The organism is Nocardioides salarius (assembly GCF_016907435.1).
GTDB classification, from domain to species: domain Bacteria; phylum Actinomycetota; class Actinomycetes; order Propionibacteriales; family Nocardioidaceae; genus Nocardioides; species Nocardioides salarius.
The window spans coordinates 3,540,411-3,556,081 of sequence record NZ_JAFBBZ010000001.1 but is presented as its reverse complement, the minus strand read 5'-3'; the positions used below and the strand labels follow the sequence as shown (position 1 = coordinate 3,556,081).

Below are 15,671 nucleotides of genomic sequence, written 5' to 3'. Positions count from 1 at the left end.
CCGTGAGCGCGCACATCGAGTGGTTGGCCGCCCGCGAGACCAGCCTCCAGGTCTTCACTCCCGGCGAGGGCTGGGTGGGAGCCGGTGAGCACCGCCAGCCGGTGCTGACGCTCGCCGGTGACGACGTGGTGGCGATCCAGGGCACGCCTGCGGAGTTGCGCGCGCTGGCTGCCCGCATCAGCGTCGTCGTCGCGGCCGCGTCCACAAGGCTCGACCGCTCGACCGAACGGGAGGACCAGCCAACATGAGCGACGACGCCACGCTCCGCGCCCTTGAGGCCCGCGCCACCCCAGGCCTGTGGACTCCACACGGCGACAAGATCCGCGCCACCGCCGCCGACGCCCTGATCCCGGACAACATCCTCGTCGCCTACGCCGGTGCTCACTGGCAGCGGCTGGGGATCAAGAAGTACCCGCGCGGGGGCGACGTTCCCGAGCACGCGCCCGACGTGGCGTTCATGGCCGCTGCCCGCACCGCGCTGCCCGACCGCCTCGACCGTCTCGACCGCATCCGCGACCTGCACGCCAAGTGGGGCGAGCAGTCGCCCGAGGACGCGGACGGCTACCTCGACCTGTGGGAGACGCTCGGTCGGCTCCTCGACGGCGAGCCAGCCTGACCAGCAACCGCGAGGCCGCCCGCACCATCGACGGTGCGGGCGGCCTTCTGCGTCCGGCTGGTCACCACAGGGTCAGTTGCTCGCCCAGCAGTTCCTGGAGCCGCGCGAGGTCGTCGGCCACGAGCTGCGGGTCCTCGCGCGCCAGGTCGCGCAGTTCCCGCGCCCGCCGACGTGGCGCGCGCGGGTCGGCCAACGGGCTGTAGGGCAGCCGCCGCTGCACCGACCACTCGCACCGGTTCTGCGCCGCGCTCGACACAACAACGTGATCGGGCGCGATCCGCTGGCACAGCGGGTTGTGACAGCGATGCCCGAGCAGCCGCGCCTCCGCGAGCGCGTCCACACCGTGCATGACCGCGTACGCGAACCGGTGCGCGATGATCACCCGCCCTGGCGCGTACCAGAACCGGCCACGTCCGCCGCCGTCCGTGCGCTCCCGATCGGACCGACCGGCCACCGCGCCGGTCCACCACAGGCACTCACTGCCCGGCACCGTGGCGACCTTCGCCCGGTACCGCGTGAGCACGGCCGGATCGGTGATCGCTGCCGCGACCGCCGCGAGGCCGGCGTCATCAAGCCGCCGAACCGGCACCCGCTCCCCCACTCCCCGCAGCCGCCAGCGCGGCCGCGCCGTCGCCGCCCTGCTCGCCTCCGCCGTCCTCGGCCTGGGGCTCACTGGCCAGCCGCCGCAGCCGCGTGGCCTCCCGGACACTCACGGTCTCCCCGCACCACTCGACGGCCTCACTCAGGGACAGGCCCTCGCGCTCGGTCAACTCCCGCAGCGCCTCACCCGCGCGCTTCTCGGTCTCAGCCACCGCAGCGTCACGCTCACCGATCGCGACCATGACCCGCTCGGCCAGGTCGATCACCCGGCGCTCCCGCTCCTCGCGCTCCTTGCGCCGCTTCTCGGCCATCTCCCGCGCCGTACGCCGCGCCTGCTGCTTGATCGTCTGCTGACTCATCCGGTCCTCACTCGTGTCGACATGGACTCTGACAGTCACCTACGACATTTCCCGGTCCCCGAGCGATCACCGAACCCCAGAAACCTTCGAAATCCATTCCCCCACCGACCCAGCCGAACCCGTCCAGCCAGCCCGATCCGAACCCGACGCCCCAGCCGTCACCGACACCCCTCAGCGTCCCCCCGATTTCTCGCGGCCGACCAAGTGCCACACACCTCTTGCATTCTCGGTTCGCCGAATAGAAAGAATAGAGCCGAAATCCGGCCGAAAGTGACCGCCTGCCGCGCGCGCACGCACGTAGGTGACCGTGACGATGAGCCTCCACAAGCTGACGGCGGGGTCGGGGTACGACTACCTGACCCGCCAGGTCGCAGCGATGGACGCCACCGACAAGGGCCACACCGGCCTGGCGAGCTACTACACCGAGAAGGGCGAGACCCCCGGCGTGTGGGTCGGCTCGGGCATGGAAGGCATCGAGGGACTCGACGCCGGCGACATCGTCACCGCCGACCACATGCAGAGCCTGTTCGGCTCCGGGCACCACCCGCTGGCCACCCAGCGAACCAGGGAGCTGGACCTGCGGATCGGCCGCGAAGAGGCCGAGCGGCCGACCGAGGCCGACTACAAGACCGCGGTCCGGCTCGGCACCCCGTACAAGGTCTACGACAACGACATCAGCCCGTTCCGGATCGAGGTCGCCAAGCGATTCAGTGAATGGAATGGGGCTGCTGGTCACCCTGGCGACTACCCCGTCCCCGCAGCAGAGCGCGCCAAAATCCGTACCGAGGTCGGCAGGGAGTTCTTCCGTGCCGAGCACGGCCGCGAACCGGCGGATGCCCGTGAGCTCGCGGCAACGATCGCCAAGCACTCCCGCCCCAAGACCAACGCCGTCGCCGGCTACGACCTGACCTTCTCCCCAGTCAAGAGCGTCTCGGTGCTGTGGGCGATCTCCGACCCGAAGACCGCCGCGGTGATCGAGCGGGCCCACCAGGCGGCGATCAAGGACGCGCTGGGCTTCATCGAGTCCAAGGCACTGTTCACCCGCCGGGGCACCAACGGCGTCCGCCAGGTCGACGTCCGCGGCCTGGTCGCCACGGCGTTCACCCACCGCGACTCCCGCGCCGGAGACCCTGACTTGCATACGCACGTCGCCGTGGCCAATAAAGTCCAGACCCTCGACGGCAAGTGGCTGGCCATCGACGGCCGGCCGCTGCACAAGGCGGTCGTCTCGGCCTCGGAGACCTACAACACCGCGCTCGAGCGACACCTGGTCGACGCCCTCGGCGTGCGGTTCGAGGAGCGCCCGAACGAGGACGCCCGCAAGCGGCCGGTGCGTGAGATCGTCGGCGTCGACCCCGAGCTGAACCGCCGGTTCTCCAAGCGCCGGATCAACGTCGAGGACCGCCGCAAGGTCCTCGCGGCGGCGTTCCAGGCCACCCACGGGCGGCCCCCGACGCCGGTAGAGACCATCCAGCTGTCCCAGCAGGCGACGCTGGAGACTCGCGAGGCCAAGCACGAGCCCCGCTCGCTGGCCGAGCAGCGGGAGGCCTGGAACCGCGAGGCGGTGGAGGTGCTGGGCACCCCGCAGCGGGTCAAGCAGATGGTGCACGGCGCCCTCAACCCGAAGGGTGCGGCCTGCTCCCTGGCCGACTCGGCCTGGTTCGCCAAGACCACCGACCGGATCGTGGCCACGATGGAAGGCGGCCGGAGCACCTGGCAGTACTGGCACGTCTACGCCGAGGCCCAGCGGCAGGTCCGGGCCGCCAATGTGCCCACCAACCAGGTCTCCCAGGTGGTCGACCTGCTGGTCGGCGAGGTCCTCGACGACCGCTCGGTGAGCATGGCCCGCCCCTGGGACACCATCAGCGAGCCGGCCGAGCTGCGGCGCGCGGACGGGGCCTCGGTCTACACCCAGGCCGGGGCCGACCTGTTCACCTCGAGAAAGGTACTGGCCGCCGAACAGCGCCTGGTCGACGCCGCCGGCCGCCATGACGGGTACGCCGTCGAGGCGTCCTCGGTCGACCTGGCGCTTCTGGAGTCGATCGCCAACGGCATCACCCTCAACGCCGGACAGGCCACGCTGGTGCGGGAGATGGCCACTTCCGGCCCCCGGCTCCAGCTGGCGATCGCCCCGGCCGGATCGGGCAAGACCACCGCGATGCGAGCCCTGGCCAGCGCATGGAGCGACGGCGGCGGCACCATCATCGGCCTCGCTCCCTCGGCGGCGGCCGCGGACGCCCTGCGCTCCCAGATCGACACACAGACCGACACCCTGGCCAAGCTCACGCACTCCCTCGAGCAGGCCCGGCAGACCGGTACCGCGAGGCCGGACTGGGTCGCCGGCATCGACTCCTCAACGCTCGTCCTGATCGACGAGGCGGGCATGGCCGACACCCTCTCCCTGGACGCCGCGGTCTCCTACATCCTCGAGCGCGGCGGCAGCGTCCGCCTGATCGGTGACGACCAGCAGCTTTCCGCGATCGGCGCCGGCGGCGTGCTGCGCGACATCCAAGCGACCCACGGCGCGCTCCAGCTGACCGAGCTGGTCCGGTTCAAGGACCCCGCCGAGGGCGCGGCGTCGCTGGCCCTGCGCGAGGGCAAGAGCGAGGCGCTCGGCTTCTATCTCGACCGCGACCGGGTCCACGTCGGCGACCTGGCCACCATGACCGAGGAGGTCTTCGCCGCCTGGCAGGCCGACCGGGCCGCCGGCCTGGACTCGATCATGCTCGCCCCGACCCGCGACCTGGTCAGCGAGCTGAACCAGCAGGCCCGCGCTCACCGTCTGGACGGGATCGACCCGGCCGACGTCGCCAGCAGTGGCCCGACCCGGCGGCTCGCCGACGGCAACGAGGCGTCGATCGGCGAACTGATCATCACCCGCGAGAACGACCGCCGGCTGCGTACCTCGGCCACCGACTGGGTCAAGAACGGCGACCGCTGGACCGTTCTGGAGATCCACGACGGCGGCGACCTGACCGTCCAGCACACCCAGCACGGCCGCACCGTGCGACTGCCGAGTGACTACGTCGCCAAGGCCACCGAGCTCGGCTACACGTGCACCGTGCACACCGCCCAAGGCGTCACCGCCGACACGATGCACGGCCTGGCCACCGGCACCGAGTCGCGCCAGCAGCTCTACACGATGATGACCCGCGGCGCGCACGCCAACCACGTCTACCTCGAGGTCGTCGGCGACGGCGACCCACACTCGGTAATCCACCCGACCCTGGTCCGGCCGCTCACCCCCACCGACATCCTCGAGTCGATGCTGGCCCGCGACGACGCCCAGCGCTCCGCGACCAGCCTGATCCGCGAACAGGCCGACCCGGCCACCCGGCTCGGCGAGGCCTCCCAGCGCTACCTCGACAGCCTCTACATCGCCGCCGAGGACCTGCTGCACCACGAGACCACGACCGCCGCCGACGGCACCACGATCAACATGGTCGACGCGCTGGACACCGCCGTCGAGACACTGACTCCCGGGCTCTCCGATGAGGCCGCCTGGCCCACCCTGCGCGCCCACCTGCTGCTGCTCGGCGCGGCCGGCGAGAACCCCGTCGAAGCCCTCCGGGCCGCCGCCGGTGACCGGGAACTGGAGAGCGCACGCGACCGGGCCGCGGTCCTGGACTGGCGCCTCGACGCCTCCGGACTCCGCAGCACAGGCAACGCGGCCATCCCTGCTCCGCTGCCGTGGATGCCCGCGATCCCGGCACGTCTGGCCGAGGACCCGCACTGGGGTCCCTACCTCTCCCAGCGCGCGCACCTGGTCGAGCAGCTCGCCGAGAAGGTCCACACCCGCGCCGCCGAGCAGTCCTCGCTGCCGGTGTGGGCGCAGAACGGCATCCGCCCCGAGGCCGCCACGGTGGCCGACGTCGAGGTCTGGCGCGCAGCCATGCAGGTCCCCGCCGACGACCGGCGACCGACCGGCGCACCGCAGCTGCAGAAGGCGTCGGCGACGTGGCAGCGGCGCCTCAACCGGGCCGTCACCGGTGACCACACGCCGGCGCTCAAGGAATGGCGTCAGCTGCTCTACTCGCTCGCCCCGCAGGTCCGCGACGACGAGTTCACCCCGCTCCTGGCCGAGCGGCTGGCCGCGATGTCTCGCGCCGGCGTCACAGCTCACAAGCTGCTGCGCACCGCCGCCGCACCCGATCACCCGGCGGGCGCGCTGCCCGACGAGCTCGCCGCGGCCGCGCTCTGGTGGCGCATGGCCCGCCACCTCACACCCGCGGTCGCCGCCCAGATCGGCGACGGCTCCCACGGCGAGAGCGTCACCACCGACTGGGCGCCGCGACTCGCGGACCTGTTCGGTCCCGAGCGCGCCGCGAGCATCCAGGCCAGCACCTGGTGGCCGGCGCTGGTCTCCAACGTCGACCACGGCCTACAGCGTGGCTGGCAGGTCCAGGCCCTGCTGGGCGCCGGCCGGGCGCTGCCGAGCGACGGCTGGGAGGGCGTCGACGAGTGCCAGGCACTGGTCTGGCGGACCTCGATCGCGCTGGAGACCGCTCCCGACGAGCACGCGCACGAGTACCACTTCGAGGAGCCGCCCGCGGACCTATGGGAGGGCATCGAGCCCGACCAGGCGATGTTCGTCGACCAGCCCGACGACATCCCGTGGCCGCTTGCTGAGGACCCCGACACGGACCTCGAGCCCCCCGTCGACCTGGTCGACGAGCACCAGGTCGACCCGCTCGAGGAGGACGTGGTCGGTGCGAACGACGTGGTCGACGAGGACCAGTACATCGAGAGTGACCTGACGCTGGCCGCCTACATCCGCGACCTCGGCGGCACCCGGCTGGAGCCCACCGACGCCGATGTCCGGCTCATGTACCAGCGCGCCGACGAGTGGCACTCCTCCCCCGTCACGCGTGAGCGCATGGTCGAGATCAACGAGCTCACGCAGACCTTCTTCGAGTCCCGGTTCACCGACTCGTGGGGCCGCGACTACCTCACCGGCCGGTTCGGCGTCGACCTCGCCGGCGACGAGCGGTTCCGCCCCGGTCAGGCTCCGGCCGGCTGGACCAACCTGGTCGACCACCTTCGCGGCCGCGGCGTCAGCGACGCCGAGATGCTCGCCACCGGAGTCGCTGTAGAGGCCCGGACCGGCCGCCTCATCGACCGGTTCCGCGACCGCGTGGTGTTCCCGGTGATCCACCAGGGCGAGGTGCTCGGCTTCGTCGGCCGCCGCCGCCCCGACCTCACCGATGATGACAAGGCCGGACCGAAGTACCTCAACACCGCCGACACCCCGCTGTTCCACAAGGGCGCGCAACTGTTCGGTGTCGTCGACGAGATGCTCGCCGAGGGCGCCGTCCCGGTGATCGTCGAGGGCCCGATGGACGCGGTCGCCGTCACGATCGCCAGCGCCGGCCTGTACCTTGGCGTGGCCCCGCTCGGCACGTCCCTAACCGATGAGCAGGCCGCGCAGCTGGCCGCCGTCGGCCGCGACCCGATCGTGGCCAGGGACGCCGACCTGGCGGGCCAGGTCGCGGCCGAGCGCGATTTCTGGATGCTCACCCCGCACGGCATGGACCCCGGCTACGCCCGGTTCCCCGACGGACTGGACCCCGCTGACCTGCTCGCTCAGGGCGGCCCGGCCGCGCTCACCGCCGCGGTGGCCAGCGGCCAGCCCGCCTTCCGGTCCCTCGGCGACCAGCTCCTCAACGAACGGCTCGACAACCTCGCCCCCGAACAGGCGCGGGTGGCCGCCATGCGGGTCATCTCGGCCCGTCCCAGCCGGGCCTGGGAGCCGGGCGTCAGCCAGGTGCGGGCCCGGCTGCATGTCTCCCAGCTGCAGGCCCGCCGGGACCTGCGCGACGCGGTCAAGAGCTGGGATGCCGACCCGAGGAACGCGGCCGTGGCGGAGCTGCACAAGAGCAGCGACGTCCGCGCCCGACTCGCGGCCGCGGCCGACAAGACGCCCGCCGAGCGGTGGGCACCGCTGGCCCGCGAGCTCGACCCGCGCCTCCTCGAGCAGGGCGACTGGCCGGCCACCGCAGCGATGCTGCAGCAGGCCCACGAGCACGGTCACGACGTCGGCGCCGCCACCCGCGCGATCGTCGCCGAGACACCCCTGGGCGACAGCGCCGCCCGCGACCTGCGCTACCGGATCGTCTCCCGTCTGGAGATCCCGATCGACGCGACCTCGCCTCTCGACACTCCCACGATCTGCCAATCCCAAGGAGCGGACTATCCCTGGTCAAGTCCGACCATGGATCGCCGCATGCCACCGACCGGTCGGCCATGATTCGGCTACGAAGCCACGGCGAACGGCCCAGAATCACGCACACGCGTCGCGCGACCGAACGTCTGCGCCGGACTGCGTCTCAGCACTAGCTGTGATGCCCAGCCAGGTTGTCCAACCTGGTGATGGGGGCTGCCTTGCCGATTGCTGAGTGGGGCCGGTGGTGGTTGTACTCGTGGATCCATCCTGGCAGAGCCGCGAGGCGGGCTGACTCGGAGTTGTAGAACTTCTTGAACGCCCATCCCTCGGCCAGGGTTCGGTGGAAGCGTTCGATCTTCCCGTTCGTCTGGGGTCGGTAGGGCCGGGTCTTCTTAGGTGTGATGCCCAGGTCGGTGCAGGTGTCGCGCCACAGGTGCGATCGGTAGCAGCTGCCGTTGTCGGACAGGACGCGCTGGACGGTGACGCCACGCTCAGCGAACCACGCAGTCGCGTTGCGCAACACCAGCGTGGCGGTTTCCTTGGTCTCGTCGTCGTGGGCCTCGACGTAGGCCACGCGGGAGTGGTCGTCGATGACGGTGTGCAGGTAGCAGGTCCCGATCAGTGGCTGGCGGTGCTTGTTCCTCTCGCCGGTGCGCGCCGCGGTTGCGGAGCGGTTCTTGTCGCCCTGTTGCTTGCCCACGTAGCGCCAGCCGCCGCCGTCGGGGACCTTGAATCGCCCCGGGTTTCGTGGAGGCTCGGTTAGTTGGTTCCGACCTCGATGAGGACCGGGTTCGCACGGTAGTGCGGAAGGGGCTCGGATGCCCAGTGGTTGGCCTCGAACTCGGCGGGCGGGACGTGGCCAAGCTCGCCGTGAAGGCGCCTGTGGTTGAACCAGTCGACGTACTCAGCGACTGCGATCTCGACGTCGCTGACTGACTTCCAGCCGCCCTTGGGGCGCATGACGGGATTGCGGATGCATTCGGCCTTGAACAGCGAGTTGAGCGCCTCGGCCATCGCATTGTCGTAGCTGTCGCCCTTCGACCCGACCGATGCGACGGCCTCGGCTTCGGCCAGCCGCTCGGTGTAGCGAATCGCTCGATATTGAACTCCGCGATCGCTGTGATGCGTCAGGCCGGTGACGTCGCGGCCGGCCCGCTGTCGTGCCCACAGACCCATGTCCAGGGCGTCCAGCGCGAGGTCGGTGCGCAGGCTGGTCGACACCTGCCAGCCCACGATCATCCTGCTGAACACGTCGAGGACGAACGCGACGTAGGTCCAGCCAGCATGCGTTCGGACGTAGGTCAGATCGGCCACCCAGAGCTGGTTCGGGGCGGTGGCGATGAACTTGCGCTTGACCAGGTCCTCGGGCCGCTCGGTCTCCGCGCCGTCGCCGATGGTGGTCTTGCGGGTCTTGTCTCGCGGGATTCCACGCAGCCCCTCGGCCTTCATGAGCCGCTCCACGGTGCAACGAGCGACCTTGACGCCTTCGCGGTTGAGTTCGGCGTGGATCTTGCGGGCGCCGTAGACACCAAGGTTTGCCCGGTGGGCGACCTTGATGTCCTCGATCAGCTCGGCGTCACGCACGCTGCGCGCCGACGGTGGCCTGGCCTTGGTGGCGTAGTAGGTGCTCGGGGCGATCCGCACATCGGCGTCCTTCAGGACGGTGCAGATCGGCTCGACCCCGAACCGATCGCGGTGCTGGTCGATGTAGTCGACCAGCACCGCGGTGGGCACCTCTACTTGATCTTGCGGTCGAGCTCCGCGGCCGCGAAAAAAGCCGCGGACGTCTTCAAAATCTCGTTGGCACGTCGTAGCTCGCGGACCTCACGCTCGAGCTCGGCCAGCCTGGTCGCGTCATCTGTCGTGGTCCCGGGCCGGACGCCGCCGTCGATCTCGGCCTGGCGAACCCAGGTACGCAACGCTTCGGGGTGGACCCCGAGCTGATCGGCGACCCGCTTGATCGCTCCCCGCGCCGAGGCGGGGTCCTTCCGGGCCTCGATCGCCATCCTCGTCGCCCGCTGCTGTAGCTCAGCGCTGTACTTCCTCGGTGCTGCCATGACTCTCATCATCCTTCCCAGGAATGAGAGCCTCCATCAGACCCGGGGCGATTCACCTTGCCTAGTTTCTTGACGTCGACGTGGATCAGGTCCCCGGGCTTCTCGTGCTCGTAGCGGCGGATCGGTTCACCGGTGGCCCGGTCGATGTGGGTGAGCCGGTTGATCCGGCACCGGACCAGGACTGCGTGCACGGTCGATGCCGGCATGCCCAGCTTGTCGCCGATCGCGATGGGACCGAGGCGCTGCTTCCAGCGCAGGTGCACGATCTTGCGCACCACCGGGGCCGGGGTCCGGTTCGGTTGGTGCCGTGGGGCCGAGGACCGGTCGTGCATGCCGTCCGGGCCCTCGGCTCGGTATCGCTCGGCCCACTTCTTCGCAGTTCGCCAGGAGACGTCGTAGCGCTCGGCCGCGCGAGCTGGCGGCCAACCGTGCTCGACGACCAGGCGTGCGAGTCGGAGCCGGGCGCGAGGGGTCAGGGCAGCATTGGCATGGGTAGCGTGGGACACGAAGGCCTCCTTGGTGGCGGAGCGGTTTCTAGACAGCTCCACTCCACACCGGGGAGGCCTTCGTCCATCTACATGTCAGACCGTGTCGTCGCAGGATCTCGACCAACGTGCCTGGTCATCACAACTAGCTGACACCGGAAGATGAGCCGTGAGTACATGGATTAGCGCCAATCAAACGCCTGGGGTCGACTGGGCGGTCGACTACTCCGTAGCAACCGTGGGATGGCTGTCGCTGGCGGTGATCACCTTTCACAACTCGCCGACGGCTTCAGGCGGGAGCATCCAACCTCCCTTGGCTCTGGCTGTACTTTGCGTTGACCTCATGCCCGGCGATGCAGTCTTCGAGCTTCTCGCCGTCGGCGTACTCGAACTATCCCTCCAGGTTGATCTCGGCGAGCGTGCCGAAGTGGGCCTTCTAGTCTTGAACAGCTGGTCGCAACGGGAGGCGCCGGGAGCGGACGCCGTCATAGAGCTGGTCGAAGGCGTCGCGCGCGGGGTCTGCCGGGAGGCTGGGGGTCACAGGGACATTAGTGGGGTCCAGGGCCGCCTCACTGCCGGCACGCGGTCCACGGTGGTCGGCTACGGCCGGGGGCGTTCCCTCGTCCTCCTCGGCCGGGCACCCAGTGGCACGACGCCGCGGCGCGCCTTCAGCAGGCTCTCGTCCTTGGTGTTCTCGCGCACCGCCAGCCGGCTCAGGATCCGCTGCTGCGTCTCCGGAGTCCAGAAGACCCCGAGCCGTCGGCGTGCTCGTGTGATCGCCGTATAGAAAATGTTGTGAGAGATCCGTTCCTCGTTGGCATCGGTGATCACGACCTTGACCGAGTCGTACTCGAGGCCCTGGGCCTTGTGGATCGACACCGCGTACGCGATCTGGAACGGGATGAGCGTGTTGAGCATGTCGTCGTCCTCGTCGCTGCTTGCGCGCTCGAAGACATCGAACTGGACCGTCGACTCCGCCACCCAGCGGAGCTCCGTGAAGGCCACCTCGCTTTCGGTGACCTCCCGTTCGAGGTCGACGTCGAACGTGATCCGCCCGGGAGTGCGATCAATGGCGGCGATCGTGCCCTTCATGTTGTTGAAGATGACGGGCCGGAACCGGTCGGTCTCGTTGAACAGCACAGGATCGCCGACCTTGTAGGTCGACTCGCCCCAACCGACCGCTGGGCTTGGGTTGCCTGCCTGCAGGAAGCGGTTGACGTTGTTGATGCCGTACAGGCCGTCGTAGTTGAGGCAGAGGACGATCTCATCGTCGCCCCGGCGCGTGAACAGCTCCTCGCCCAGCTCCATCGAGTAGCCGTTCTTCGAGAGCGACTCCTCGATGCGGTCGTCGAGGTTGCGCACGCGGTCCCACAGCGTGAGCAGCGCGTCATCGTCGGTTCGGAACGGCTTCGTGAGCTCGAATGTGGAACCTTCCGGGATGTAGGAGCGGGCCAGGCTGAACCAGTTGCCGAACTGGATCGACTCGATCTGGTAGACGTCGCCGACGAGCACGAGCAGGTCGAACTCGGTGCAGCCGAGCACCTTCAGCAGGCTCGCGTTGTCGACGGTGCTGCACTCGTCGATCACCACCACGTCGTACCTCGAGCCGAAGTCCTCAGTCTTGTAGACGTGACTGGTGATCGTCCGGAACTCGGTGTTCGGCGCGTCGACGCGCCGCTTCAGGTTGTCGACGGCCGGGTTCGTGTGCGCGAGGAAGAGCTTGCTCTTGCCGGCGAAGTAGTTGGCGATGTGGTTGACCATCGTCGATTTTCCGGTGCCGGCTGCGCCGATGACGAGCGCGACGTTCGACTGCTCGAAGAGGGCCTTCAGGGCCTCCGCCTTCGAGGGGTCGTCGATCACGCCCGGGTTCGCATCCAACCAGTCCTGCACGTCATCGGCATGTCCGTCGAGGCCCTCGCCAGCGGCCTGCTGCAGCTTCTCGATGATCGCGACCGTGTCGTCCTCGTATCCGACGATGAAGACGTGCCCGTTCTCGTGCTTGAGCTTCCGGGGCGCGTGCCGGTCGGTCGGCGGCAGGAGTCGGTTGTGCTTGGCGATCAGCGCGTCGACGTCGCCGAGATCTTCGAACTCTGCAGCCGGGGTGTAAATCGCGCCATGCTGCTCGACGTTGTTCCTCACGCGGCGTGCCAGCAGTTCGTGCTCACGACCGGTTGCATCGAGACTCTCCGCGAGATCTCCGAACCGTGGAACGTGCCCGCTCGGAGCGGTGCAGAACGGCATCTTGTCGAACGGGCTGCTTCGCGAGGTGAGCCGGAGTCCCGACAGCCACCCGTTCGGCTCCGGGTCGAACTGAGCCTTGATGACCCGGTTGCGCTTCTGGAGCATCAGGTACCGCAGCACGCGCGACCCTGGGCGGTTCGCGCGGATGACCCTCCGGGCCTCGTCCAGCGCGGGGAAGATCACCGCTGAACGGCGTGAGTCCTTGAGAGCTCAGGCGCGAATCTGCGTGTAGCTGGCGTCGGTCATATCGACTAGGTCGAGCAGGCTGGAGCGGGTCGTCGTCAGGTACTGCATCAGGTTGCGGTACTCGGCGTGGCTCGACTGGACCTGCGACGCCGGGCCGAAGATGCGGGCGAAGTTCTCGAACTCGCACGGGCGGATCGAGACCTCCCACGCACGGATGATCAGGATCGGCATGGTCTCGCCGAGCACCGCGATCGACTCGCTCGACAGGTCCAGGTACGCCGCGTACTTGTCGGTCATGTCGACGTCTGTGAACGCGATCGTGCGGTCGAACTTGCTGGTCCAGTTGTGGGCGAGCGAGAACGTGACCTCGTAGTAGATCCGGCCGCCGACGAAGAACGGCCGCGAGCTGTGGACGTAGTAGCGCTCGCGGCGTGGCTCCGTCGGCGTCGCCCGGGCTGCCTCGATGCGCGCGGCGATGCTCTCGTAGTACTCGCGGAGCGACGGGTCAAGATCGACCGGGAACAGCTCGAGGTTGCCGAGGATCGCGATGCCGAACTCCTTCAGCGCGAGGTTACGCGTGCGGAGCAGGTACTCGTAGTACTTGAGCATCAGCCGCTCGGACGGGTCCCCGTCCAGCGTGTAATGCGAGGCGCTGGCCTGGAGCAGGTTGTGGAACCGGCTCAGCAGCCGGAACTTGGCCTTCGCCTTGACCGCCTCCAGCGCCAGGCCCACCCGGTCGTAGTGAAACTCGGCGGACGGGTCACCGAGGTGCGACCAGACGATGAGCCCCTCGACTAGATTCCGGAGCTGGGCGAGAAGGTTCTGCGATAGGAACCCGCGGTCGTCGGCGTACCGCTCGATGTTCTGGCAGATCGCGCTGTCCGCGCTGCGGACCTGCTGCTCTACGGACGCCACCGGTCAGCCCTGGGCGCCGACGAGGCGTAGGACCGGGCGCTGGTCGGCATCGCCGAGCAGGTCACGCACCTGCATGGGGCTGAGCTTGAGCGCCTCGGCGAGAGCGGGCACTCCCGCGCCGTGGTCGCCCGCCAGTGCCGCGGCCTTCTTCAGCAGCGACGGCATCTCGCCCGGGTAGGCGCTGGTCGGGTCGGCCAGCGGGTCGTCGATCATGGCAAGGCGCTGGTAGGCCCGCCGTGCCGACGACTCGGTGGTACGCCCGCGCTCGACCATCCGGCGCACCAGAGACTTCGGCGAGACGCCCCACGTCCGCCCGAGCCGATCCAGGGCCGCCAGGTCGAGCCGCTGCGGCAGCGCCGCGTCCATGGCGGCCGCCGGCGTCAGGAACGCGGCGGCGAACTCGTCGGCCTCCTTCTCGACCGCCGCGCTGTACTCGCCGGACTCGCCGTGCAGCAGCAGGTGCCCGATCTCGTGGGCGGTCGAGAACCTGTGCCGGAAGACGTTCTCGCTGCGCCGCGGCGTGGTGATGATGACCGGCCGATCGACAATGACCACCGAGAAGGCGTCGACGGCTTCGATCTCGCGCAGTGGACGCACAGCGACGACGATCCCGCGCGACTCCGCCGTCGCGACCAGGTGTTTCACGGGCCCGTCCGGCAGACCCCAGTGCCGCCGCAGGGCCGCCGCCGCCTCGGTCGGCGTCGTCCCCGCCGGGAGGGTCGGGAGGTCCGACTCAGGCAGCTTGACGTACCGCTCGAGTGCGAAGGTCAGCTCCCATACCAACGTGGCGGTGGCCAGCGCCTTGTGGCGGTCGCTCACGCGGGCTGACCTCAGGCTGCGGAAGTGCGCGTTCACCGTGTCGATGCGCGCCAGCGGGCGGCCGACGCCGAAGAATCCAGGAGGGACGTCAAGAGCCTCTGCCAGCCGGTCCAGGACCTCAGCGCGCGGCGAGTTCACGCCGGCCTCGTACTGGCCGATCGCCGCGGCCGAGACGCCGACGGATGAAGCCAGGTCGGCCTTGCTGACGCCGAGGCGCGCCCGCGCCTGGGTCAGCCGTGCCGGCTCGAACCGGCCGCTCCTCCCAGTCGGGAGCTCGAACAGGCCCGGGCCGTCCTCAGACATCCGGCCCGGACCCTTCCTGCTCGCGCGCCTCGACCTTCGGCTCGACCGGCGAGCCGCTGTCGAACGACGCGACGTCCGATGCGTTGCCATCGGCGACCGGCTCCGGCTCCCAGATGCTCTCCTGCCCGCGCAGCTCGACCTTGCCCTCGCCGTCGAGCACAGCGACAGCCCACTCGATCGACTGCAACTGCCGCGGCGTCGACTCGACCATGACGAGCACCACCGGCATGCTGTCGCCAACGACGCGGAGCACAAAGCCGACCTCGCCCGCATCCGGAGGGTCCTGGGTCGGCTCCTGCGCCGCCGAAAGGCTCGGCTCCCACAACGCTGGGTCGAGCGGCGCGGTCGTGAAGCCGTTCCTGCGGGTCGGGCTCGACGCGAACTCGCTCACCGCGTTGGGGCTGTTCGGTACCCGCCAGACGTACACCAAGCAGTCGTTGACAACGGGGATCTCGTGCCCGCCAGGGGCCAGATTGCATGACCGGAAACCGCGATCCTTCAGTGCGTCGCGGGTGTCGTCCTGCAGGTCACGCCACTGGCTGCCGAAGCCCAACGCGTACCGCGACTCGGAGACGAGGTGCGCCTCAGCCGCGAGAGCGTGCCGCGCCCGTACGATCTCGACCAGAAGGTCACGGAGGCCGGGCGCGTCAGAGCCGAGAGCGTCGGCGGGCGAGTCGGGGACCATGGGCGAACCTCCTGGATCGGGTGTCCAGGGCCGCTGCTCGGTCAGGACGTGACTTCAGTATGCCACACGATCCGCGCACTAATGCTTCAGTGCGGTACTGTGCGCCGTCTACTTCTTCGTCCACCGTCAATGGCGCCACCGACCCCCCATCTCGCCGCGGTCACCGTTCCCCCGGAACTCCGCTTCCCCATGGCCGACAACCCCGCACTCGTCACAACAGCCATCGACGCCTGGCACCAGGC

General features: G+C 69.4%; 10 protein-coding genes, 2 pseudogenes and 1 other annotated feature. Of the genes and pseudogenes, 3 read left to right on the top strand and 9 right to left on the bottom strand.

Features of this window, described 5'->3' with window-relative positions; genetic code table 11:
• Positions 1 to 2 precede the first annotated feature (2 nt).
• A complete protein-coding gene (locus JOE61_RS17015) occupies positions 3 to 248 on the top strand; it encodes a hypothetical protein (RefSeq protein WP_193670848.1) in 246 nt (81 codons plus the stop codon).
• Positions 245 to 616 (top strand): hypothetical protein, encoded by a 372-nt coding sequence (locus JOE61_RS17010; RefSeq protein ID WP_193670849.1) that lies wholly within the window; start codon positions 245 to 247, stop codon positions 614 to 616. The genes JOE61_RS17015 and JOE61_RS17010 overlap by 4 nt, the downstream gene beginning before the upstream one ends.
• A gap of 61 nt (positions 617 to 677) precedes the next feature.
• Here JOE61_RS17010 and JOE61_RS17005 read toward each other — a convergent pair whose 3' ends face one another.
• Both JOE61_RS17005 and JOE61_RS17000 read right to left on the bottom strand, forming a co-directional pair.
• Entirely contained in the window at positions 678 to 1,205 is a 528-nt protein-coding gene (locus tag JOE61_RS17005; protein ID WP_193670850.1) for a hypothetical protein, read from the bottom strand.
• Entirely contained in the window at positions 1,186 to 1,575 is a 390-nt protein-coding gene (locus tag JOE61_RS17000) for a hypothetical protein (protein ID WP_227492310.1), read from the bottom strand. Before JOE61_RS17000 ends, JOE61_RS17005 begins: the two co-directional genes overlap by 20 nt.
• A 313-nt stretch (positions 1,576 to 1,888) precedes the next feature.
• Between JOE61_RS17000 and mobF the strand changes: the two genes are divergently transcribed.
• Positions 1,889 to 7,822: a MobF family relaxase gene (mobF, locus tag JOE61_RS16995; RefSeq protein WP_193670852.1), complete on the top strand. Its 5,934-nt coding sequence runs from the start codon at positions 1,889 to 1,891 to the stop codon at positions 7,820 to 7,822.
• An 85-nt stretch (positions 7,823 to 7,907) separates the two neighbouring features.
• Here mobF and JOE61_RS16990 read toward each other — a convergent pair.
• From JOE61_RS16990 to JOE61_RS16960, 7 genes and pseudogenes are all read right to left on the bottom strand, one after another.
• Positions 7,908 to 8,465: pseudogene (locus JOE61_RS16990) on the bottom strand (integrase core domain-containing protein); the annotation flags it as partial.
• Positions 8,466 to 8,497: 32 nt separating this feature from the next.
• Positions 8,498 to 9,795, bottom strand: a protein-coding gene (locus JOE61_RS16985; protein WP_239553326.1) for an IS3 family transposase whose coding sequence is annotated in 2 segments (ribosomal slippage) — positions 8,498 to 9,501 and positions 9,501 to 9,795 — 1,299 coding nt in all. Because the reading frame shifts where the segments join, the coding sequence is not laid out codon by codon here.
• Positions 9,368 to 9,517 (bottom strand) — a sequence feature (AL1L pseudoknot). Its footprint overlaps the gene before it by 150 nt.
• Before the next feature lie 11 nt (positions 9,796 to 9,806).
• A pseudogene (locus tag JOE61_RS16980) lies at positions 9,807 to 10,301 on the bottom strand (helix-turn-helix domain-containing protein); the annotation flags it as partial.
• 579 nt (positions 10,302 to 10,880) lie between these two features.
• The gene (locus tag JOE61_RS16975) at positions 10,881 to 12,704 is read right to left on the bottom strand and encodes an ATP-dependent DNA helicase (protein ID WP_204797278.1); all 1,824 of its coding nucleotides are present in this window, start codon (positions 12,702 to 12,704) and stop codon (positions 10,881 to 10,883) included.
• A 27-nt stretch (positions 12,705 to 12,731) separates the two neighbouring features.
• Positions 12,732 to 13,622: a hypothetical protein gene (locus tag JOE61_RS16970; RefSeq protein WP_204797277.1), complete on the bottom strand. Its 891-nt coding sequence runs from the start codon at positions 13,620 to 13,622 to the stop codon at positions 12,732 to 12,734.
• A gap of 3 nt (positions 13,623 to 13,625) precedes the next feature.
• Positions 13,626 to 14,744: a helix-turn-helix domain-containing protein gene (locus tag JOE61_RS16965; protein WP_193671134.1), complete on the bottom strand. Its 1,119-nt coding sequence runs from the start codon at positions 14,742 to 14,744 to the stop codon at positions 13,626 to 13,628.
• Complete coding sequence (locus tag JOE61_RS16960) at positions 14,737 to 15,429, bottom strand: hypothetical protein (protein ID WP_193671133.1); 693 nt, start codon at positions 15,427 to 15,429, stop codon at positions 14,737 to 14,739. Before JOE61_RS16960 ends, JOE61_RS16965 begins: the two co-directional genes overlap by 8 nt.
• Positions 15,430 to 15,671: the final 242 nt, after the last annotated feature.